The sequence below is a fragment of the Aeromonas eucrenophila genome (genome assembly GCF_000819865.1).
GTDB lineage: Bacteria > Pseudomonadota > Gammaproteobacteria > Enterobacterales > Aeromonadaceae > Aeromonas > Aeromonas eucrenophila.
Genome location: NZ_CDDF01000017.1, coordinates 330,916 through 354,563 on the forward strand (window position 1 = coordinate 330,916; position 23,648 = coordinate 354,563).

A 23,648-nucleotide genomic window follows, 5' to 3' on the forward strand; every position below is an offset into this window, starting at 1 on the left:
GCGACCCGGCACTCAGGGAACAAGCCTGATAGGCTCCCCCTATTACAACCATAAATGAGAATTGTTTTCATTTGGTGTTTTTCCAAGGCATACTCTTCTCGTCATCAGAGGGAGTCATCACCATGAAAAAGACCATCAGCTTCGCCTGCCTTCACTTTATTGTTGCCTTCACCCTGGCCTACCTGCTGACCGGTGAACTGCTGACCGCCAGTCTGATCGCCCTCATCGAGCCCGCCGTCAACACGGTCGCCTTCTACTTCCACGACCTTGCCTGGCACAAATTCAAGCCCAACCACAGCCTGCAGGCCAAGACCAGCAGCTTCGCCCTGGTGCACTTCTCGGTGGCCTTCGGTGTCGCCTTCCTGCTGAGCGGCGAGCTGCTCACCGGCGGCGTCATGGCCATGCTGGAACCCGCCGTCAACACCGTCGTCTTTTTCTTCCACGAACGACTGTGGCGTGCCCGTCAGTGCCTGGCGCTGGCATAAACCTCTTCCACCCAACGGGGCCCTCTGGTGCAAAAAAGCGCTCGGTGGCCCCGCTTCATTGTGCTTTAGTAGGCAGGTGTTCCCTCTTGCTGGAGTCCTTCCGATGAACAGACTGTTGTTTGGCACCCTCTCCCTGATGCCGCTGCTGGCCAGTGCCGCCACCCCTTCCTTCGACTGTACCAAGGCCCACGGCGCCGCCGAACAGCTGATCTGCGAGGATGCCGGGCTGGCCGCGCTGGATAACGAACTCGCGGCACTCTATCCCAAGGCTATCGCCAACTTTTCTGCCGAACAGGCGAAGACGGAGAAGGCGCTGCAGCGTGGCTGGATCAAGGGCCGCAACGAATGCTGGAAAGACACGGATCCGCAACAGTGCATCGACGCCAGCTACCAGAAGCGCATCACCGAGCTACAGATAAAGGGTGGCCAGCTGATGGTGCCGACGCCGGTCGACTACCAATGCGGCAAGGCCGTCACCCTCTCGACCTATTTCTACAACAACGCTAAGCTGCCCGCCGCCGTGATCAATCTGAGCGAAGGGGAGAGCCAGCAACAGGTGCTCGCCTATGAAGCCCCCAGTGCCAGCGGCGCCCGCTACGAGGGCCAAAATCTCAGCCTGTTTACCAAGGGCAAGGAGGCGAGCCTCGAGCGTTACGACCAGCCAACACTTGCCTGCACCGAGATTCCGACCAAGGGCTAACCCTTCTGCGGGGCGGTACTGCCGCTCCGCTTCTTTGAAAAAGCGGAAAGCGACCAGCGGTAAGCGGTAAGCGACAGCAAACCACTCCCCGCCAACACTTTACCTTCCCACTCAAGGTTCGCGTCATCCCGCCAACTGGCGATCAAACAATCTAATTGATTAATTTGTTGATCTTGCTCAGGAATTGGCTATCTGTCTCTTTCCCTCAGCCTGCTCGCCGCTAATATGTCCGATTGGCAACACATGCCTCGTCGGAGTCACCCCATGAGCCATGCCAACCATCTCTCAGGTAAAAAGCAGCAGACTGGAGGCTGACATTCAGGGGCGGTAGCCATGTCAATTCCTTTTTTGTCCAAGCAAAGGAGCAAGCCGGTAAGTCCCCCAACAACATGCAAATAAAGATGGTGTATGGAAACACAAACCTTACGGCGTTGCTGGCCTTAAATAACTGGCAACCGCCAAATTTCCCATATTCAGACTAATAATTAACCCAGAGAAATTTAAAATACTTTTCCCGAGTTACTTAATTGACTTATAACTATCCAATCGTATACTCCAAGAACTATACTATGAACAATAAAGAAATAGCTGATTCAATTAGAAACAAAAAATTCTCAGAGCTTACTATATTAGATGACCCTATACTGTTAGAACAAAATGAAGATTATTATGGTTTTCGTTACTTTTTACTCGATGCAAAATATATTGATACATCCATAGCACTGGATGACATACTGAAAAAACATGGAAGTCTAAGTAAAGCATATGAGTACCTAGGGACGATTGCTAGAGAAATTTATCCTAACATTGGGGATGAATATTTTCCTGAATCATATTTTAAACTAGCAGTTGAACATGATGGAAAGAATGCAAGCGCTTGGTGGAAGCTATATCATTTAACTAATGACAGCCGTGCGTTTTTCAAATCACTGAAACTAGATTATGAAGCCAAAAACTTTGATTCAATATCAATAAAGTTGAATGACAGACACCTTGCTTATATTTCTTCCGATCATCAGCACATAGATGATTGGGCATTATTTCTTCAGATCATCCAAGATGATAGGGTATCCTTAAATGAGAGTGGCAAGCAAATCTTGGCCTTAGCATATTTTTACTTAGATGATTTTGAGAATGGCGTAGATATAATAAACTCTCTAAACAAGATAAAATTAAACATTATCAATAAGTATTATGTTGCGAACAAGATAGATAGAAAAACTGTAATATCTAAAATATCAATATATGAAAAAGCAATATTCTTAATCGAAGAACCAGAAAAATTATATGAGGAGTACATTTTTGAGTCAAACGAAAATGAAAAATCAATCTTAAAATCCTCATTAATAGAAATAGCATTTAAAGCAAGACTCTATTTAGAAGTTATACGAATCTACAGTGCGAACCAAAATAATGACAAGACCTTCACATATAAACTTAAATCGAAAACCCTCTTCGCTATCTCGAAATTTTTATTGGGTGAGAATGTTGACAATACAATATTGCAAGAGATAAAAATTCGCCCAGACCTTGTTGATTTTGAAAGCACTGGATTATACAAAGTGTTTTTACTCGCCATGCATTTAAATACGCTAGAAGGATACATCAACGATCACCACTTTTCAGGTACACCTATCCACGTCAACCCTGAATACAAAGACGTTCAGGACTTATTAGATGACCCTGAGTTAACAACTCACTATTTATATGATGAGTTATACCAAAGATATAATAAGCTAGAACAAGAGTGGAGTTCCAGTCAAGACATTGATAGGTTAAAGAAACTATTAGAAAAAGAAAACAGTAATAATCTAACACAAAATGATCACATAAATATTTTTCGCTTAGAGATACAAAATAAAAATTATGATCACACATTTAAAAAAATAAATGCATTCCACGATAAAAATGCGCCAACAATAACTACTTACAATCTGCTAGGCATCTGCCTAGAAAGGCAAGAAAAACATTTCGATGCTTATTATTACTATAAATATGCATTGGAATTAATGGATAAATACTCTGAATATAGTTATGTTGTTTTTAGCAACTATCTGAATTGTGTGCGCAAGATAAATCACCCTATACCAGAAAAAGAATATAATACACTAAGAGAAAAGCTAAATATTAGTTTGGTAAATGAATTTAAGTGGAATTGGTCGATAAGTGGTAGAGAACGCATCATTTATAAATACTACCCCCTCAATATGAACACCATCGATGCTCTAGTTAATAAATATTTTTATTTCCCGTCAAAAGAGCACCTAAATGATCCTGTTGAACTTCCAGCGCTAGAGGGAATAGGGCAAGACCAGTTAATAGATAGTGATTACAGAATATGCTCATTCACTAATAACAACGACTCTATGCTAATGTGGTCCCATTACACCCAAAATCATGAAGGTATTATGGTTGAATATAAATTCGGACATGAATTACCTGATGGTGTCGGTGTTAGTAAAGTTGAGTACACAAATGAATACAAAAGAAACAAAGAACAGAATGAATATTTATTTAACCAATACTTATTAACTAAAAATAGAGATTGGTCATATGAAAAAGAGATTAGACTTATATCTTATAAAAAAGACAAGTTTTACTATGAGATATTTACCCCCCCCCAGAGAGACAGAAGCAAAATAAATGCAGAAATCCTAAGCATTACTTTAGGATGTAAATTTCCAGAGGCAAAAATAAATCTTGTCATGAGCATAATATCCGCCATTAATGAAAAAAAAGGCAAGCATGAATCAAAAATAAAAATACGAAAGGCCAGAATATCTAAAGATAATCCATTTAAATTGGAATATTTCGACATTGATTTATAGCCCGTAGGTTAGAATAACGCAGCGTATGCGGACAATCGCGTATAACCCAATCACCACATAAGCAAGGATCAGAGGATCCCCTTTCGGGGCCCATATCGGCCGCCCCTTGGCGGCTTACGGCTCGCCGGACCCTTGCTATATATTCTCCCACTTCTACGACACGCCGAGGAGCGTTGATATGCAGTCACAGACTCACACTTTTATCATCAATCGCAGCCCAATGCCCTGCCTGCAGGCCGGTTCCGGCGAGCCGCTGCTACTGATCCACGGCGCGCTGGCCAACCATACCCTCTGGCTCAAACATATCGAGCAGCTCTCAAAGCACTACACCGTCTATGCCCCCACCCTGCGCCACTTTGGCGAAGCGGGTAAAGAGGGGCCCTTCAGTCTTGAGACCCATGCCGGCGATCTGCTGGCGCTGCTGGCACAGCTGGCGTGCGGGCCTGTCCATCTGATCGGCTGGTCTTATGGGGCGGATGTGGCGCTGACGGCCGCCTTGCAGGCACCGGAACGAGTCCAGAGCCTCTATCTGGCGGAGCCGGGCTGCCCGGGGGCGCTGGATGAACAGGGTCTCGCCGCCTTTATGGCCGATGCTGGCGCCATGTTCGGCCCCGTCTTTGGTCAGGTGGAAGCCGGGCAGTTGCAAGAAGCCGTGGCGACCCTGATCGATGGCTCGGGGGGCCGCCCAGGCTACTTTGCCGCGCAATCCCTCAAGTGGCAGCAGGCGCAGCTGGCGGAGGCCGCCAGCCTACCCAAGCAGCTGAGCCAGAGCGAGCGGCCGGATTGGTCACCGGCGCGGCTGGCCGGGCTCGGGCTGCCTGTCTGCATCGTGCGGGGCGCACAGAGCAGAGCGCTGTTTGTGCAAGTGTGCGAGGCACTTAGCAACGCCATCCCCGCCTGCCAGCGCCTGCAGGTGGCGGATGTCGGTCACCTCTACCCCATCGAGCAGCCCGCGCTGTTTGTGCAGCATCTGCAGCGTTGGCTCGCCGCGCAAGGGTAGGCAGAGACCCTTGTAGGCCTGCTCTGCACGCAGCCGCGCCGCAGACTATGCCTGCCTGAGCGCCATAAAAAAGCCCCGCATCGCGGGGCTTTTTTATTATCGGCAGTGGCCGACTCAGTTGACGGCAACCGGCTCGCCCAGTGCATCGGGCGGGGTCTGGAACTCGCGCTCGGCTTCGTCGAAGCGCTCCAGCATGGCCTTGGAGGGGGCCTTGTCCAGCAGGCTGAACACCACAATCGCCAGTCCGGAGAACAGGAAGCCCGGGATGATCTCATAGAGCCCCAGCCAGCCGAACTGCTTCCAGACGATGACGGTCAGGGCGCCGACCAGCATGCCCGCCAGGGCGCCGTTGCGGGTCATGCGCGACCAGAGCACGGAGAGCAGCACCACGGGACCGAAGGCGGCACCGAAGCCGGCCCAGGCGTAGCTCACCAGCCCCAGCACCCGGTTCTCCGGGTTCACCGCCACGGCGATGGCGATCAGGGAGATGACCAACACCATGGCGCGACCGACCCACACTAGCTCTTTCTGGGAGGCGTTCTTGCGCAGGAAGGGCTTGTAGAGATCCTCGGTGATGGCGCTGGAGCAGACCAGCAGCTGACAGCTCAGAGTACTCATCACCGCCGCCAGGATGGCGGAGAGCAGCACACCGGCGATCCAGGGGTTGAACAGGATCTTGGACAGCTCGATGAAGACCCGCTCCGGGTTGCCGGTCACGCCGGCCGCCTGTTCGGTGAAGGTGCTGAAGTAAGCCAGGCCGAAGAAGCCGATGGCCACGGCGCCGCCGAGGCAGAGCACCATCCAGGTCATGCTGATGCGACGGGCGCTGGCCATGGAGTGGTGGGAGTCCGCCGCCATGAAGCGCGCCAGGATGTGGGGCTGACCGAAGTAACCCAGGCCCCAGGCCATCAGCGAGATGATGGCGATGAAGTCCAGGTTCTTGAACATGTCGAGGTTGCTGGCGTTCTGCGCCGCCACCTGCACCATGGCGGTGTCGATACCGCCGACGGCGATGATGACGAAGACCGGGGTCAGGATCAGGGCGAAGATCATCAGGGTGGCCTGCACCGTATCGGTCCAGCTCACCGCGAGGAAGCCGCCGAAGAAGGTGTAGCTGATGGTCGCGGCGGCACCGACCCAGAGGGCGGTGTTGTAGTCCATGCCGAAGGTGCTCTCGAACAGACGGGCACCGGCCACCACGCCGGAGGCGCAGTAGATGGTGAAGAACAGCAGGATCACCAGGGCAGAGAGGATGCGCAGCACCCGGCTCTTGTCCTCGAAGCGATAGGTGAAGTAGTCAGGCAGGGTCAGGGCGTTGCGGTTCTTCTCGGTGTGAACCCGCAGCCGACCGGCGACCCAGCGCCAGTTGAAGTAGGCCCCCAGGGTGAGGCCGATGGCGATCCAGCTCTCGGAGATACCGCCGATGAAGACGGCGCCCGGCAGGCCCATCAGCAGCCAGCCACTCATGTCGGAGGCGCCGGCGGAGAGGGCGGTAACCCAGCTCCCCATGCGGCGGCCGCCGAGAATGTAATCGTCAAAGTTGCGGGTGGCGCGATAGGCGACGAAGCCGATCAGGACCATACCCAGGATATACACCAGGAAGGTGATGAGCATTGGGGTGCTAGCTGTCATTCAAAACTCCGTTATGTGACTGTGTACCCGTTCTGACGACGGGTTCATCCTTAAAAAACCGCCCTAGAGTAATCAGCAGATCCCATAAGCTCAACTGTTTTTAACAAATAAAAAACACACTGAAACCGTTTGCTAACTAATTAAGTAACTGCTCAGGGATGAATTAGCCGGATATTATGCCATTGCAGCAACGACTTATCCCACCGTCTCTGGTCCGATGACATAAAAAAGCCCCGGCCTGGGGCCGGGGCTGTCACATAAGAAAAGGCCGGGATCAGCGATTGATGGCGATCGGCATGCCGCTGCGTTGTTCCAGCGCCTGCTTGACCAGCTGGGAGTCGCTGTCTGCATGGGCCAGGAAGCGGGTCACCGCAGTCGACATGGGCAGCGGGGCCGGCAGGCTGGAGTTGAACTCCTCCTGGCTGCGGGACAGGGGCTGGTGCACTTCCAGGTAGCGGTTGCCATCCGGCTCGACCGAGGCCTTGATCGGCTGGTTCACGAACTGGATGCGGGTACCGACCGGCACCTGCTTGAACAGATACTCGATGTCGTCGTTACGCAGTCGCACACAGCCATGACTCACCCGCAGGCCGATGCCGAACTGGGCATTGGTGCCGTGGATGGCGTACATCTTGCCGATGTAGAGCGCGAACAGCCCCATGGGGTTGTCCGGGCCGGCCGGCCAGACCGCGGGCAGGGTCTCGCCACGGGCGGCATACTCGGCGTGCATCTTGGCGGTCGGGGTCCAGGTCGGGCCCGCCTTCTTGCGCTGTACGCTGGTCACCCAGTTCTCCGGGGTGTCGGTGCCGAGCTGGCCGATGCCGATGGGCAGCACTTCCACCACCTTCTTGCCTTTCGGGTAGTAGTAGAGGCGCATCTCGGCCACGTTCAGCACAATGCCCTCGCGCGGGGCATCCGGCAGGATCAGCTGGTGCGGCACGATGAGTTTCTCGCCGGCCTGCAGCAGCAGAGGATCCGCCTTGGGGTTCGCCTCCAGCATGTTGGTCAATCCCAGCTGGAACTTGGCGGCGGCGGCCTCCAACGGCTGGCCGGCTTCTTCTGCCGGTACCACGTATTCCAGGTTTTCACCCACCAGACGGCTGTTGGCCGCAGGCAGGGCATATTCGATGGCAAACGCAGGGGCAGCCAGGATGAGACTGCAGCACAGTGCAGCCGCAGTGTTGTGGAGGAGCTTCATAACTTTCCTGTGATGAATGGGGTGATTCAAGGCTCTGAACCCGACCGGGAACGGGGATCCCATCCCCGGGCGAAGAGAAGGCGGCCATTTTTCTCCTCTGCGGGTAAAAATTCAACTGGCAAATGGGGCGACAGGGGCACGGATATTAAGCCCTGACCTATAGCCGCCGACCCTAGCCGTTGCTGACCGTCTCCCTCTGCCAGGCGCGCATGTCATAACCGGTTGGAGATTGATGTAACCGCAGATGAAATTGCCCGATAATGGCAAATATATGGTCGAAAATATCGGCCTGGATGCCCTCGTAGTCGGCCCAGGCGGTGGTCGCGGTGAAGCAGTAGATCTCCAGCGGTATCCCCTCGCTGGTCGGCGCCAGCTGGCGCACCATCAGCGTCATGTCCTTGCGAATGCTGGGATTGGCCCGCAAGTAGGCGTCCAGATAGGCGCGCAGGGTGCCGAGGTTGGTGAGGTGGCGGCCGTTGATGGGGCAGCTGATCGCGTCGCTGAGCTGCTGGTTGTAGGCGCTCAGCTCCTGCTGCTTGCGGCTCAGATAGGGAGCCAGCAGTTGGGCCTGCTTGAGGGTCAGCTGTTCGTCTGCGGTCAGGAAGCGCACGCTGGTCATGTCGATGTTGACGCTGCGCTTGATGCGGCGGCCACCGGATTCGGTCATGCCCTGCCAGTTCTTGAAGGAGTCGGAGATCAGCGCATAGGTGGGGATGGTGGTGATGGTCTTGTCCCAGTTCGACACCTTGACCGTGGTGAGGCCGATGTCGATCACCTCGCCGTCGGCGCCGTACTTGTCCATCTGCAGCCAGTCACCGACGCTCAGCATGCGGTTGGCGGAGAGCTGGATCCCCGCCACCAGGCCGAGGATGGGATCCTTGAACACCAACATCAACACCGCCGTCATGGCCCCCAGGCCGCTGAACAGGAACAGCGGTGACTTGCCGAGCAGCAGAGCGATCATCAGGATGCCGACCAGGATGCTGCCCACCAGTTTCACCCCCTGGAAGATGCCGCGCAGGGGCATGTCCCGCCACAAGCGGGTGTGACGACTCAGGGCGAGCAGGCAGTCGAGCAGGGCAAACAGGGCGAGCAACAGGAACAGCAGGATCCAGAGCTGGGCCAGCATCTCTATCAACAGCAGGCTGTCGGACTTGCGCGGCAGCCAGAGTTCGGCCTGACCGAGCAACACGGCCCCCTGCAGCACGAAGGCGAGCCGGTAGAACAGCCGCTGTTGCAACTGGGGCGGCAGCCACATCTGCTCGGTCTTGCCGAGCAAGCCCACCAGGCGCACCAGCAGCACCCGGTGCAGCACCAGGTGCAACACCAGCGAGGTGAGGACGATGAAGCCCAAGGCGATCACCAGCGCCATCAGGCTGCTGACCTCGACCCCCATGCCGTTCAGCCAGTGAAAAAAGCTCTCTTTCATCCCTACCTCCGCTACGTGAAACTGCCGTCAGGGTACGTATCTGGTCCGTCATGTCAAATGACAGACCCCGCAATCTGCATCAGAAACGACAACGCCCGGCAGGGCCGGGCGTTGTATCAGAGCTCTGAGTGTTAACCCACCAGGCTCAGGGCATCGCGGGCGATGACCAGTTCTTCGTTGGTCGGCATCACCAGCGCCAGGCGACTGTCGGCCGTGGTGATGGGGCCTTCGCCACCCAGTACGGCGGCGTTGTTCGCCTCTTTGTCGACCTTGAAGCCAAACAGGGCCAGTCGCTCCAGCACCATCTCGCGCACCATGGCGGCGTTTTCACCGATACCGCCGGTGAACACCAAAGCGTCGAGACGACCGTCCAGGGCGGCGGCATAGGCACCGACGTACTTGGCCACCCGGTAGGTGAAGACGTCGAGCGCGCGCTTGGCACCGGCATCGGTTCCATAGTTGGTGGTGACATAGCGGCAGTCGCTGCTCGCCTCCGTCATGCCCAGCAGGCCGGACTCACGGGTGAGGCAGTGGTTGATCTGATCCACGCTGTAACCCAGGTTGTCGTGCATGAAGAACACGATGGCGGGATCGATGTCGCCGCTGCGGGTGCCCATCGCCAGCCCTTCCAGCGGGGTCAGCCCCATGGAGGTATCGACGGATTCACCGTTCTTGATGGCGCAGATGGAGGCACCGTTGCCCAGGTGGCAGTTGATGATGTTGAGCTCTTCGAGCGGCTTGCCGAGCGCCTTGGCGGCCTCTTCGGCGATGAAACGGTGAGAGGTGCCGTGGGCGCCGTAGCGACGGATGCCGTGCTCTTCGTAGAGCTTGTAAGGCAGCGCGTAGAGGTAGGCCTCTTGCGGCAGGGTCTGGTGGAAGGCGGTGTCGAACACGGCGACGTTCTTCTCGGCCAGAGCTGGGAACACCTTCAAGGCGGCGCGGATGCCGATGAGGTGAGCCGGGTTGTGCAGGGGCGCGAACGGGATGGCGGCTTCGATGCCGGCGATCACGCCATCATCGATGCGAACCGAGCGGGAGAACTGCTCGCCACCGTGCACGATGCGGTGACCTATGGCCACGAGCTGCTCCGTCAGGGTGGGATCCTGGGGCAGGATCTGACCCACTATGTGGTCGAGGGCGGCCTGGTGAGCGGCACCCGCCCCCAGCATGGCTTCACCCTTGACCCCATGAAGTTTCCATTTGATACGGGCATCGTCCAGATTGAAGCATTCGGCCAGGCCGGACAGCATGTCCTCACCGGTTTGCGCGTCCATCACGGCAAATTTCAGGGAAGAGCTACCGCAGTTAAGGATCAATACCAACTTGCTCATGTTCTACATCTTCCTGTGCTTCGGCTTTATGCCGACAGTGTCGTGTCATCCAGCATGGATGGGATTCCCCTGTCGGGGGCTTATGGTCGCAGGAAAGTGCGCCCAATTTTTCAATACGGTCGGTGCCGGCCTCAAAGGCGCCTGCGCACTAATCAAATCATCAATTCGGGACAAGCCACCTGGCATCCTGCCAGCCTTGTCATGGGCGGAAGTCCGGGCTCCCGCGCTGCTGGCTAGCGTCAGGCCAGCAGCTCTTTGTGGACCTTGACCACCAACTTCTTCACTTTGGCGGGGGTGGTCAGGGTACAGAGAGGGCGATGCAGTTCTCCCGGCCAGAAGATGGCGAAGTCGCCGGGCTGCAACGCCAGATAACTGGTCTGTTCGTCATCGACGAACCAGAGGTCGGGATGGGGATGATCGGCGCCGTCGTTGACGTAAGCATGGGGGCCTACCCCGATCCACTCCTCACCACGCAGCAGCAGCTGGATATCCAGGTACTGCTCATGAAACTCCCCACGGCGATCCGCCGCAGGCTCGGTCAGCTCTTCGCTCACCAGACAGAACAGCTTGAGGCCATCAATCTCGGTCTTGCCGAGCGGCGCGTCGCGCCAGTGGGCCACATCCTTCACCACCTCTGCCATGATGCGGGCCAGTGGCGCGGGCAAGGGGGTGCGTTGCAAGGTGTCCAGACTGCCGGTGATCATGAGATGCGCATCCTTAGGTGTATTCGCTGTCTATCTTTGTCTGCCAATGAAAAAGGACCCGTCAAAGGTCCTTGTCTAGCGCCGTCTGCCATCCATGCAGACTGAAGAAGAGCATAGGTCATCTCGTCGGCGCCGAGTCACTGTTGCACAGTCGCCCGCTTCTTGCCAAGAGATACCCGCTCACTCACCAGATGATCGTACCAGCTGAAACAATATTATTCACTACCCTATTGCCACCAACTTTGACCAGACGCAAAAACGGGAGCATCTGCTCCCGTTTTTTTCATCTGACCGGTTTCATTCAAACCTTGTTGGCGTTCTCAACCGGCTTGGCATACATGCTTCGCCAAATCGCCTTGTGCTCTGCTGGCACTTCTGACTGGCGGGTCAGGAAGGCGGTCTGCTCTATGGTGCTGGCCTTACCAGGCACATCCGCGGCCAGATAGTTGCCGGGGAAGAGGCGATAGCTGCTCCAGATGGCCTTGTCGATCAGGGCGGCGAGTTCGTCAGGATCGCTGAAACCCTCGGTGATGGGGGCGCCGAAGGAGACGTGTACCCGCCCCTTCTGGCCGACGATGCCGGCGACTATGCTCTCGATATCCTCGAACTCGCCCTTCTCGTAGCTGCCGTTGACGGATTTTTCGTACAGCTCCCGCGCCTTCGCCTTATCGGTGGGATCCACCTCGTAGCTGATGCTGACCGGCACTATGTTCAGGCTGCGCATGTAGTCGACGAACGGGATCTTCTGTTTCTTGCCGTCCACATAGAACATCTTGAGGATGGCCGGATCCGTCTTGTCGTCGCCGTTCTTGGCGCGCCCTTCCTTCTGGGCGATCCAGATCGAGTGCCCTTCATGCACCGACTGGCCTATGTAGGCCGACAGCTCGCCGAGCACCTTCATCATCTCTCGCGGCCCCTTGGCGGAGCGCTTGACGATGAAGCTCTTGTTGAGCTTCATCAGCTCGGTGGCGCACGGCTTGCGCAGCAGGTTGTCACCGATGGCGATGCGCACCGTATCGAAACCGTGGGTGTGCAGCCCCCAGTTGACGAAGGCGGGATCCATGGCGATGTCTCTGTGATTGGAGACGAACAGATAGCCCTGCTCTTTTTTCAGATGCTCGAGACCGGAGAAGGTCACGCCCTGGGTGGAGGTGGCGATCATCCGGCTCATGTAGCGGGTCACCCCCAGCTGCACCTGGCGCACCGTGGTAACCTTGGACCACTTGTGACGCAGGAACTGGCGGATCAGCGGGCGAATGGCCCAGCCCAGCCAGCTCATCAGGGAGCCGAAACGGTATTTGGCGATAGCGCCGATAAACTCATCATCCTGGATCAGCCGTTCGATGGCTGCCGGCACTTCGTCATCGCGATAGGGGCGAATGTCCGCGAATCTATCTACTTCTGTCACAATGTCAGCCTTGCAAGTATGGGGTCGCGGCCAGCTGCTGCTGGCCGGGAAAATTCAGGGCGCAATTTTACACGCTTTTGGGATCAGGGGTATGAGATGCGCACCTATAGTGCAATCTTATCGCGAAAAAGCCGCCCCAATCACACCTGGTATGACCAGATGAGCCCACCGCTCAATCCTGAACGGCAGGATTGATGAGCGCGGTGAGGATGTGATCCTCCCAGCGACCGTTGATCATCAGATAATCCCGGGCCCGGCCCTCCCGCTCGAAGCCGAGCCGCTCCAGCAGGGCACCACTGCGGTGATTCGCCGGCATATAACTCGCCATGATGCGGTGCAGGCCACGTTCGAGAAACAGATAGTCGATACCTGCAGCCACCACCTCTTGCATCAGCCCCTGCCCCTGGTGTGCCTTGTCGACCGCATAACCCAAATGACACGCCTTGAACATGCCCATCATGATGTGGGTGAAGTTGCAGGTGGCGAGCACCCGTTCACCCTGTGGATCGAGCGCCACCAGTTGCACGGCGCTGCCGTCGAAAAACTGGCTGTAGCCGTCGCGCAGGCGATCGTGCCAATGGTTCAGGGTATAGAAGCTCTCGTCGCGCCTCGGCTCCCAGGGGAGGAGGTGATCCCGGTTGCGCAGGTAGAAATCCAGCATCAGACCAGCCCTGTCCGGTGGCAATACGGTCAGCCGGGTGCGGGCCGTAGTGATATGGGGCAGTACCATCAGAGATCCCTCAGCCGCAGCCATTCATCCCGCAGCAGACCGTAGTGGACGTGATCCACCACCCTGTCCGCCAGTCGCTCCGCCCGCCGGGTTATCCCCTCCTGCTGCATGCCGAGCCGCTCGCACACCGCCCGGCTGCCGTCGTTCTCCAGCGCCGCGCTGATCTCCACCTTCTCCATGCCCATCTCCTCGAAGGCATGGTGGATCAGTGCCTGACAGGCCCGGGTGATGATGCCGTTGCCCTGCCAGCGTTCCGCCAGCCAGTAGCCGATGCTGACCTTGCCAAGCCCCTGGTCGATCTGGTTGTAGCCGATGACTCCCACCACCTCTCCCTGATACTCGATGGCGGTGGTCAGGCCCTCGCCCCGGGAGAACTTCTCGATGGCATGGCGGATGAAGGTGGCGCTGTCTGACGGCTGCTGGATGTAGGGCACCCAGGGCAGCCACTGGGCGAGATAGTCGCGATTGCGCTGGCACAGGCCAAAGAGTTCGCTGGCCATGTCGGGCTGCAGGAACAACAGCGCCAGCTCGTCATCCAGTTGCCATGAAAACATGCGTCCTTCTCCTCATTTGCTCGGCATGGGCCATCATGAGAGCCAATGTAGTCAATCAACCCCTTGTCTGCCAAGGCATTTTTGTATCCAAGTCCCGCTGGCAACCCCCATATGGAGGAACCCATTTGGGAATCATTTTGAGCATTTACTCATTCTCGTCTCGCTCTGGCATAAAGCACCAAAAAACACATTCAAGGCAGTGATTAAGAATGGTAACAGTCGAACCTGCTACATCCTTATGCTGCCCTGTCACATATAACAGGCAGCAATTTCTTTCCCGATCACTAGTGTAGGAACGCCGGGCAACGAACCCGGATCCTGATCTTCATCGACTTAAGGAAAGACGAGATGAACAAAGTGTATTTGGCCGTGGTACTGGCCTGCTGGGGAAGCGCCGCCATGGCGGCAGAACAGGTGGAAGTAAATCAGGCAGGAGGGCTTGCGGGTCTTTTGGGCGCGCCGAGCGCCGGTATCAGCACCCTGGCCGGGGATGGCGAGTTTCGCCAGGTACGGGTCGTCAAGCTGCCCAACGGCCAGCAGCGGGTGCGCTATGAGCAGACCTGGCAAGGGATCCCGGTCTGGGGTCAGGTGGTGGTGGCTGAGCAATCTCCCGCGGGTCAGGTGAATCAGGTGTCCGGCCGGGTGCTGCGCCAGATCGGCGCCGACGTCGCCAGCCCTACGGCAGCGCTCTCCCCTGCCGATGCCGCTCTCAAGGCACGCGCCGGTGCCAAAGGCAGCAACGAGCAGGTCAAGCTGTTCGTGGTGCAGGACGACGCCGGTCAGGCCCGTCTGGTCTACCTGGTCTCCTGGCTCGCGGCAAGCGATCAGCCGAGCCGTCCCTTCGTGATGGTCGATGCCCAGAGCGGTGCCGAGATCAAGCGCTGGGAGGGGATCAACCACCAGGATGCCACCGGCCCTGGCGGCAACCTCAAGACCGGCAAGTACTTCTACGGCGCGGACTTCGGCCCACTGCAGGTGGATGACAACTGCCGCATGATCAGCACCAACGTGGACACCATCAACCTCAACCACGCCACCTCGGGCGGGGCCGTGCACCAGTTCACCTGCCCGGAGAACACGGTCAAGGAGATCAACGGCGCCTACTCGCCCCTCAACGACGCCCACTTCTTTGGCAACGTGGTGTTCGACATGTACCGCAACTGGTACAACACGGCGCCGCTGAGCTTCAAGCTCAAGATGCGGGTGCACTACGGCAGCAACTACGAGAACGCCTTCTGGGACGGTAGCCAGATGACCTTCGGTGACGGTGCCACCACCTTCTATCCGCTGGTAAGCCTGGACGTGGCCGCCCACGAGGTGAGTCACGGCTTCACCGAGCAGAACTCGGGACTGGTCTACTCAGGCCAGTCCGGCGGCATCAACGAGGCCTTCTCCGACATGGCGGGGGAAGCGGCCGAGAATTACATGAAGGGCAGCAACGACTGGCTGGTGGGGGCCCAGATCTTCAAGGGCAACGGCTCGCTGCGCTACTTCGAGGATCCGACCCGGGATGGCAAATCCATCGGTCATGCCAGCGATTACTATGACGGCATCGACGTGCACCACAGCTCCGGGGTCTACAACCGTGCCTTCTACCTGCTGGCCAACACCAGCGGCTGGAACACCCGCAAGGCGTTCGAGGTGTTCGTGCTGGCCAACCGCCTCTACTGGGGTGCCAACACCACTTACGATCAGGGCGCCTGCGGCGTGACCAAGGCGACCACGGATCTCGGTTACAGCCTGACCGATGTGGCCGCGGCCTTCAGCGCGGTCGGCGTCAACGCCTCCTGCGGCGGCACACCCCCTCAACCCGGCAACGTGCTGCAAAACGGCGTACCTGTGACCGGGCTCTCCGCCGCCAAGGGTGGCAAGCTGAACTTCACCATCGACGTGCCCGCCGGCAAGAGCAAGCTGGTAATTGCCAGCAGTGGCGGCAGCGGGGATGCGGATCTCTACGTGAAGTTCGGCGCAGTGCCGACCGGCACCAGCTATGACTGCCGTCCCTACAAGAGCGGCAATGCCGAGACCTGCACCCTCAACTCCCCCAAGGCGGGCACCTGGCACGTCCAGCTCAGCGCCTTCAGCGCCTTCTCGGGACTGACCCTCAAAGCCAACTATTGATGAGGTCTTGAGCGGAGATAACCTCAAGCGCCGGACTTGTTCGGCGCTTTTTCATACCTGCAAAGATCAGCGGCCCGCCCAGCGCTTGGCCAGGGTCCTGGCCGCCTCCAGCACCCGCTCCTTCTCGCGATTTGGCCGCTTGCCGCTGCGCCAGGCCATCATCACGTCCCAGTGATCCGGTGGCAAGTCCACTACGTCCAGTTGCACCAGCCGACCAAATTCCAGATCCCGACTGATGGCGAGCGCCGGCATCAGGGTGATGAAGCCGTGCTCCAGCGCCAACTCCCGCGCCGCACTGGCGGGCTGGATGGCGTGCAGCGGGCTCGCCACCTGGCGCAGCAATCGCAGTTGCAGGATCAGCTCGTCACAGCCGGTGCCCCACTGCTGGGGGGCCAGCCGCTCGTTGGCGATGTCTTGCAGAGTCAATCCTTGTCTGCCCGCCAGCGGGTGGGCGGCACTGGCCACCGCAATGATGGGGGAACGGTAGAGCAGCTCGAGCTGAATCCCCGCGATGGCGGGACATTTCAAGATGAAGCCGACGTCGGTCTCCCCGGTCAGCAGCTCCTGCATGATGATGCCGGAGTGATCCGTGTTGCAGCGGATCTCGAACGCCTCGTCCACCAGAGCCAGCAGCAGCGGCCCGAAGACGACCGTGGTCAGGGAGGGCAGGCAGGCGAGCCGGATCCGTGGCAAAGCCGGGGCACCCTGCATCGCCAGCCTCCCCCCCTCCAGCGCACTCAGTGCCGCACTGGCGGCGGGCAGAAACTGCTCGCAAGCCGGGGTGGGCGTGGCGCCACGGCGATGACGGCGGAACAGGGCTTGCCCCAGCTCCTGCTCCAGCACGGCGATCCGCTGGCTGACCATGGGTTGGGACCAACCGCGAATGGCGGCCACCTTGCTGAAGCTGCCACGGTTGGCCACATCCAGCAGCAATTGCAGATCATCGAGGGTCATAGCCATAACGGAATCCAATATGAAATATAGCCAGTTGTCGGCTACCACTATATCTGGCCCCCTCCCAGAATAGCAGTATCAATTGTCATGAGATTGGCATAGCGCCACCGAGTCAGGGACTTATCTCCGTCCTTGGCTCTGTTTGGTGACGCCGTCATTCGGGCAATGAATACACAACAGATAAAGTCATCTATATAAGCAGGGGTTTGAGGGTCATGGTGGAGCGGGCGAGGCGGTTGGGGCGGTGGTTCTTGGCATTGGATTCCCTCTTGGTGATCCTGGGATTTTTCGTGGTCATGCCCATGATAAGCCTGCGATTCGTGGATCAACTCGGCTGGGCCGCCGGGGTGGTCGGACTGGCGCTGGGCTTGCGCCAACTGACCCAGCAGGGACTGGGGGTCTTCGGTGGCTCACTCGCCGATAAGTTCGGCGCCCGTCCGCTCATCGTCTGCGGCATGTTGCTGCGGGCATTGGGCTTCGCCAGCCTGGCCTATGCCCAGACCGGGCTTGAGCTCATCCTCTCCTGCATCATCTCGGGGCTCGGCGGCTGCCTGTTCGACCCTCCCCGCGCCGCCCTGGTGATCAAGTTCACTCGCCCCCGTGAGCGTGGCCGCTACATCTCCCTGCTGATGATGCTGGAGAGCGCCGGTGCCGTAGTGGGCGCCCTGCTCGGCAGCTGGCTGCTGAACTTCGATTTCGAATATGTCTGCCTGCTGGGGGCCGGCCTGTTCGTCTGCGCCGCCCTGTGCAACCTGCTGATCCTGCCCCCCTACAAGCTCTCCGTACGGCCGACCCCGATCCGGGCTGGCCTCGGGCAGGTGCTGGCAGACAAGGCGTTCTGCCGTCTGGTGCTGATCCTGAGCGGCTACTACGCACTCTGGGTACAGGTGATGCTGATCTTCCCCATCCTGGTCAAACAGATGGCGGGTAGCACCACGGCGGTGGGCTGGATGTATACCCTGGAGACGGCCATCTCGCTGGCCCTGCTCTACCCGCTGGCCCGCTACGGCGAGCGCCACTTCAAGCTGGAGAGCCGGCTGATGGCGGGGGTGATGCTGATGACCGCCGGTATCGGACTGGTGGCCTTTGCCACCACCCTGCCCGCCGTCTTCATGCTGCTGGCCTGTTTCTATCTCGGCATCGTCATCGCCGAGCCTGCGCGGGAGACGCTGATGACCAAGCTGGCGCAACCGGGTGCCCGTGGCAGTTACATGGGGTTCAGCCGACTGGGGCTGGCGCTGGGCGGCATGACGGGTTATGTCGGCGGCGGCGCTCTGCACGACTACGCCAATGCCCAGGGACAACCCTGGCTGCCCTGGCTGGTGCTGGGCACCGTCGGGGTCGTCACCCTGTTGCTGCTGGTGAACTGCTTCCAGCGTGATTCGCGTCTGTCCCACGTCAATGCCTGATCCGGGATAACCCCGATCTGCTGAACACTCCCCAACAGGGCGCCCGATCCCCGGATCCGGCGCCCTGTTTTTTTATGGCCCTTTCCAGCGACCACCACTGAATCCACCCATTCTCATCCCCCGGCGCAGCAAGCCCCCACGGCGATATCGGCGCCAGACGCCCATAAAAAAAGCGGCAGAATGCTCTGCCGCTTTTTGCTCAACCTGGCGTCAGGTTATTTATCGATACTCAGCATGTTGTTCTGCAACATGAAGTCGATGACCTGGTTGGCCGTGGAACCCGCGCCGCCGGTCAGGGTATCGAAGGTGTGGTTCATCAGCACTATCTCCTGAGTCACCGGCGCCGTGCTGCTCTCCTTGACCTGCAGGTGCACCCCTTCGTTATCCTGGAAGACCGAGAGCAGGCTCTTCAACGAGCTCTCCGTCTTGCTGCCATCGCTGTCCAGCAGATCCTTCAGATCCAGCTTGTCCCCCTCGGCCTTGGAGAAGTCGACCACATAGTCCTTGCTGAGCGTGCCAGCGACCGTATCACCCTTCTGCCAGACGAAGGTATCGGCGCCGCCATCCCCCTTCAGGATGTCGTTGCCAAGACCACCGGTCAGGATGTCGTTGCCCAGCCCGCCACTCAGGGTGTCGTTGCCGGCACCGCCGGAGAGAGTGTCGTTGCCGGTGCCACCATAGAGGGTGTCATTGCCGGCCTCACCGAACAGGGAGTCGTTGCCGCTGCCACCAAACAGGATGTCGTTGCCGGCACCGCCGTACAGGAAGTCGTCTCCCCCCTGACCAAACAGGATGTCATTGCCCTCCCCGCCGAGCAGCACATCCGCCTTGTCGTTATTGGCAGATTGATCGAAATCGGCGGCGTGCTCCTGGATATAGCGATGCACGTCGGCATCCAGCACGTCGCGACTCAGCTGAGCCGCCACATAGCTCTTGACCGCCGCGTAGCCTTCTCCGGCAATACCGGCAAAGTGCAGCGCATCGCCGAACAGGATGTCATCGCCCGCCCCACCGTCGATCCGGTCTGCCCCCGGCAGGTTGTTGACCGAGGTGCCCAGGATGGCATTGGCCAGATCGTTGGCAGACACGTTGGACTGCACTATCTGGTCGCTATCGAACTGTTTCAGGGTATCGACAGAGACGTTGCTGCCAATACCGATGGCCTGCAGGGTAACATTGTTGATGGCCAGCAGCGGCAACACGGCCAGTGCATTTTGCAGCGCCCAGTAATTGCTGTCATAGGCAGTAGAGATCTCGAAGGTGCCATCCCCTTGTGCCTTCAAGGTTCCGATGGAAGTCGAGCTCCACTTGTTGTTATTACTGTTCTGTGACCATTTCTGAACATTACCGCTGGCATCGATCAGCACCCTGCTGGAACCACCTATGTTGGCGTAGAAGGCTTCTCCCTTGACGTAGTTGTTGACGTTGACGAACGAATCGAGGCGCTCGTTGGTCTTCGTATTCACGATAGGGTTGGTGTCTTCATAGTCGTAATAGGTGTTTGGGGCCCCATCGGTGATGAAGTAGGCCAGGTTCTTCGCATTGGTGTTGTTCTTGGCGGTGTCGCTGTTGAACCAGTTGGAGGTCGTCTTGAGGGCATCCTCATAGTTCGTCGCACCACCGTTCCAATAACTACCGTCCATACCATTGATGATCGCCTGCAAGTTGCTCAAGGCATTAGGATCCTTCAGATCCACAGTGATCGACTTGTTGGCCTGAGTATCAAAGTCCACCAGGAAGATATTAACCTTGCCGGCCCCCTCAGTACCCGCGCTGGCCTTGAGGGTGGTAAACACCTGGGCCAGCTGGAGCTTGATGGTGTCCATGGCGCTGGTGCCGATACTGCCGGAGCTGTCGACCATGAAGGCAATGTTGTAGTTCTGACCCGGCAACACCACGCTGCCATCCAGATCCCCTACCACTATGTTGTGCTCGCTGCCGTAGGTCCGGTTCTGGTCGCCCGGCTCCCCTTCGGTGGCATTGAAGTAACTCAGGCGGATGCTGTCATCGTCGGTGGCGGAGCTGGTCTGATCGGTCCCCACTTCCTTGGCGATGGCCTCGACCTTGAGGTCCACCTGGCCGGCGCTGCCGCCCGGTACGCGTAGGGTCAGCCCGGTCAGCTTCACATCCAGCGCGCTCGCGATCCACAGACCGCTGCCGGAGGTGAGGGTGATCTTGCCGTCGGCTCCGGCGGTGCCCAGCAGTTGGCTGCCGTTATAGAGCAGCGTGCCCTGTGGCATGCCGCTCAGCACCAGGCTGTCGAACTGCTCGCTGCCATCTCTATCGCTCAGGGAGGCGTTCAGTTCCACCGGATAATCGACTACGGTCGGCTGTACCAGGGTCAGACCGCCCGTATCCTGATTGATCTGGTAGATGCCGTCAGCGAACTGGACATACTCGATGTCATGCAGCGCCTTGGTCGTGGCCGCGCCGTTCTCCGTCACATAGAAGTTGAACCAGCGATCATTGGTCGAATAACCGCTGCCCTTCTGGATCACGTAGTCGGCACGGTTGCCGGTCAGCACGGCAACGTCTGTGCCTGCGCCACCGTAGAGACCGTCATTGCCGAGGCCTGACACCAGGATGTCGTTGCCGTCACCGCCGTAGAGGGAATCCCCCTGGGTGGAGTTGCTACCTACCAGTACGTCATTGCCCAGACCGCCGACAAAGTTATCGCCGCCGCCCTTCTGGCTCACTATGTAGTCGTTGCCGCTGGTGCCGGTGATTGCATCCTGGCCGGCTGTAGTGTCCGTCAGATTGCTGGTGATCCCGAAGGCCGTCTTGTTGAAGTTGCCGGACTGGAACTGGCTGGTGGTGATGCCTGCACTCGGGAAGCTCTGGCTGTAGAGTGGTATGCCGTTGCCGGACAGGATCACGTTGACCGTCGGCTTGTCAGCCACCGCTGCCACATCGAGCACCAGCTTGCCGCTGTTGCTGAGGTTGGCGCCGTCGCTGATCTGGTAGCCGAAGCTGGCGTAGTCACCCTTCATATTGCCGGTGACGGCACCGTTGCCATTGCTGGCATTGGTGCTCGACTCGTTCAGACCGGGTACGAAGCGCAGATGACCAGTATCTATGTCACCGTAGGAGATAAGATCCCCCACTTTGACGGCGACCCACTGACCGGCCGCGTTGAGGTACTCCAGCTTGCCGTTGAGGGGCAAGGTGCCGATCTGCACGCTCAGATCGGTTGCCGCCTGATCGTCACTAGCACCGAACTGGGCCCACTTCAGCACCTGCGGCTGATCTTCCAGCCCTGTGCTGTAGCCACCCGTCGCTGTCGGTGCACGGTCGTTGTCCACTATGGTACCGGTGCCGGTCTGACCACCTATGGTCACCGACAGGGTCTCGTTCGCCTCGACCAGACGATCGTCCAGGGTCGGAATGGTCACGGTGAAGCCGGATACCCCGGCCGGCACTGTGATCTTGCCAGTCGTGCTGTTATAGGTCACCCCATTGCTGAACTGGGCGGTGCCCCAATCCAGGCTGGAGGCCGGATTGGTGCCGCTGCCCCTGATGGCGAAGTCGTACTCGGTCGCCTCCTGAGTCGCGTCGGACAGGGTCACACCGTGGCTCAGGCTGCCGCCTTCAGTCACACTCCCGCTGGAGACACCCTCCACTGTGGGGGTGAACAGCGGCTTGGTAGCGAAGGATCCCAGACTGGAGTCGCCGTCCCCATCCACCACCTTGATCTGGAAGTCGATGTCCCCGTCGCCCAGCGGCTTGGACATGTTCTGATACTGGAAGAATTCCCACTTGCCGGTGGCCGGAGTGAACTCCAGACGGAACACCAGAGAGCCATCGCTGGCCTTGCCGACCAGGGTATTGGCCGACTCCAGAGTGGTGGTGATCAGCTTACCGCTGGCTGTGGTCAGCCCTGTCTCGGACGAACCGATGAGCTGCATATAGCCCTTGCCATCCGCACCCCACTGCGGGGTGACGGTGCCCGAACCGTAGGCGATGGCCTGCGCCGTGCTGGTACCGAGGAACTCAATGCTCTTCACGGTGAAGTCGCTGTTGTCGGAAGTGTTGGTGTTACCGTTGTTGGTGGCCTTGATCACCATGGTGTCGAAGCCGCCCTGCTGCACCTGGAAGTTGCCGGCATAGTCACCGCCCGCAGCGTTTGAGCTGAAGGTCTGGGTACCGATCAGCACGCCACCGCGATAGAACTCGACCACACCGCTCTCCAGCTCACCACCAAACATCTGACTGAACTTGATGTTGGCGCCATAGGCGACCTTGCCCGCATCCAGCTTGATGATCAGCTGCTCGGAGGCCGAGGTGCCGTTGGCGAAGTGACGGAAATCGATCTCGTTGGCGATGTTGTGGTAAGGGGCTGCCACACTGGACACCCCCAACCCGGAGCTGGAGCCGTTCACATTCGCCGCGATCAGTGTCGAATTGGTCGCAGACGTGAAGCCCAGGGCCGTGATGGTGAAACCTGCCATGCCGAGGGACAGCTTGTTGCCGCTGTATTGGGTCAGATCGAACAGGCCGGTCAGAGCAGCCGGAATATCCGTCTTGGTGACGGACACGGCCGCCGCATCCCCCGCGATCGGGGAATCATCCTCGACCGAGATGGGCAGGCTGCCAGTGGTGGTGGTCTTGCCATCCGACACGGTCACACCGATCTGGAAGTTGAGTACGTCCTCACTCCCCTTGACCGGATGGTCAAGCGGTGCCTTGAGGGTCATGTCGTAGCTCCAGTCCCCCTTGCTGCCGCCTGTCGGCGCTGTCAGCTTGACGTCGATGACAGCCTTGTAGTCCGCACCGCCCGCCGTACCGGTATAGCCGGTCAACACCTTGGTGGCAGCATTCCAGCTCCACTGCACGGCAGTACCGCCGGAAGTCAGACCGGTCGGCCCACTCAGGCTGATGGTCAGGCTATCCTGGCTATCCAGGTCGCCGACCGTGATCTTGCCGCTGGCAGCCACGCTGTCCGTGGTGTCGCTGCTGCCTGCCGTATCAACAATACCGCCGGCAAGGCCTTCTTCGGATACCACGGCCCCCTTGTCGATGCTCAGTGTCGGTGCATCGTTGGCGCCGGTGATGGTGATGGTCAGCGTGCTGGTCTGGCTCACTGTGCCGTCGGTCGCGGTGTAGGTAAACACCACCCCGGCAGTCTGGCCCGCCGCCAGTTTCTGGGCATCCGCCCCGTTGGCGTT

General features: G+C 58.2%; 16 protein-coding genes. 6 read left to right on the forward strand and 10 right to left on the reverse strand.

Going from position 1 to position 23,648, the window contains the following annotated elements:
- Positions 1 to 122 precede the first annotated feature (122 nt).
- The 4 genes from BN1124_RS18615 (at position 123) to BN1124_RS18630 (ending at position 5,013) form a co-directional block, all read left to right on the forward strand.
- The gene (locus BN1124_RS18615) at positions 123 to 485 is read left to right on the forward strand and encodes a DUF2061 domain-containing protein (RefSeq protein WP_042644348.1); all 363 of its coding nucleotides are present in this window, start codon (positions 123 to 125) and stop codon (positions 483 to 485) included.
- Between the two features lie 103 nt (positions 486 to 588).
- Positions 589 to 1,185, forward strand: a complete 597-nt coding sequence (locus BN1124_RS18620) for an MliC family protein (protein WP_042644350.1) — start codon at positions 589 to 591, stop codon at positions 1,183 to 1,185.
- A 569-nt stretch (positions 1,186 to 1,754) separates the two neighbouring features.
- Positions 1,755 to 4,013, forward strand: a complete 2,259-nt coding sequence (locus BN1124_RS18625; RefSeq protein WP_042644352.1) for a DUF2971 domain-containing protein — start codon at positions 1,755 to 1,757, stop codon at positions 4,011 to 4,013.
- Positions 4,014 to 4,191: 178 nt separating this feature from the next.
- Entirely contained in the window at positions 4,192 to 5,013 is an 822-nt protein-coding gene (locus tag BN1124_RS18630; RefSeq protein ID WP_042644354.1) for an alpha/beta fold hydrolase, read from the forward strand.
- Between the two features lie 114 nt (positions 5,014 to 5,127).
- Here the strand turns inward: BN1124_RS18630 and putP are convergent, their stop codons facing one another.
- From putP to BN1124_RS18670, 8 genes are all read right to left on the reverse strand, one after another.
- On the reverse strand, positions 5,128 to 6,645 hold the full coding sequence (gene putP, locus BN1124_RS18635) for a sodium/proline symporter PutP (protein ID WP_042644355.1): 1,518 nt from the start codon (positions 6,643 to 6,645) through the stop codon (positions 5,128 to 5,130).
- A gap of 274 nt (positions 6,646 to 6,919) precedes the next feature.
- Positions 6,920 to 7,843 (reverse strand): L,D-transpeptidase family protein, encoded by a 924-nt coding sequence (locus tag BN1124_RS18640; RefSeq protein ID WP_042644356.1) that lies wholly within the window; start codon positions 7,841 to 7,843, stop codon positions 6,920 to 6,922.
- Between the two features lie 172 nt (positions 7,844 to 8,015).
- Entirely contained in the window at positions 8,016 to 9,272 is a 1,257-nt protein-coding gene (locus BN1124_RS18645; RefSeq protein WP_042644357.1) for a mechanosensitive ion channel family protein, read from the reverse strand.
- Positions 9,273 to 9,403: 131 nt separating this feature from the next.
- The gene (locus tag BN1124_RS18650; RefSeq protein WP_042644358.1) at positions 9,404 to 10,603 is read right to left on the reverse strand and encodes an acetate kinase; all 1,200 of its coding nucleotides are present in this window, start codon (positions 10,601 to 10,603) and stop codon (positions 9,404 to 9,406) included.
- 239 nt (positions 10,604 to 10,842) lie between these two features.
- Positions 10,843 to 11,307 (reverse strand): NanQ anomerase/TabA/YiaL family protein, encoded by a 465-nt coding sequence (locus tag BN1124_RS18655; protein ID WP_042644359.1) that lies wholly within the window; start codon positions 11,305 to 11,307, stop codon positions 10,843 to 10,845.
- 301 nt (positions 11,308 to 11,608) lie between these two features.
- A complete protein-coding gene (locus BN1124_RS18660; RefSeq protein WP_033131425.1) occupies positions 11,609 to 12,715 on the reverse strand; it encodes a 1-acyl-sn-glycerol-3-phosphate acyltransferase in 1,107 nt (368 codons plus the stop codon).
- Positions 12,716 to 12,887: 172 nt separating this feature from the next.
- Entirely contained in the window at positions 12,888 to 13,445 is a 558-nt protein-coding gene (locus tag BN1124_RS18665) for a GNAT family N-acetyltransferase (protein WP_042644361.1), read from the reverse strand.
- Entirely contained in the window at positions 13,445 to 13,999 is a 555-nt protein-coding gene (locus BN1124_RS18670) for a GNAT family N-acetyltransferase (protein WP_042644363.1), read from the reverse strand. The genes BN1124_RS18665 and BN1124_RS18670 overlap by 1 nt, the downstream gene beginning before the upstream one ends.
- A gap of 348 nt (positions 14,000 to 14,347) precedes the next feature.
- On the opposite strand from BN1124_RS18670, the gene BN1124_RS18675 reads away from it, so the two are divergent.
- A complete protein-coding gene (locus tag BN1124_RS18675; protein ID WP_042644365.1) occupies positions 14,348 to 16,120 on the forward strand; it encodes a M4 family metallopeptidase in 1,773 nt (590 codons plus the stop codon).
- Positions 16,121 to 16,186: 66 nt separating this feature from the next.
- Here the strand turns inward: BN1124_RS18675 and BN1124_RS18680 are convergent, their stop codons facing one another.
- Positions 16,187 to 17,080 carry a LysR family transcriptional regulator gene (locus BN1124_RS18680; protein ID WP_042644367.1) on the reverse strand — a complete coding sequence of 298 codons (894 nt, stop codon included), beginning with the start codon at positions 17,078 to 17,080 and terminating at the stop codon, positions 16,187 to 16,189.
- 209 nt (positions 17,081 to 17,289) lie between these two features.
- Here BN1124_RS18680 and mdtH point away from each other — a divergent pair, with 209 nt between their 5' ends.
- Entirely contained in the window at positions 17,290 to 18,483 is a 1,194-nt protein-coding gene (gene mdtH, locus BN1124_RS18685) for a multidrug efflux MFS transporter MdtH (protein ID WP_042644369.1), read from the forward strand.
- Between the two features lie 215 nt (positions 18,484 to 18,698).
- Here mdtH and BN1124_RS18690 read toward each other — a convergent pair.
- The coding region (locus BN1124_RS18690) for a type I secretion C-terminal target domain-containing protein (RefSeq protein ID WP_042644371.1) at positions 18,699 to 23,648 on the reverse strand (4,950 nt) is incomplete at its 5' end.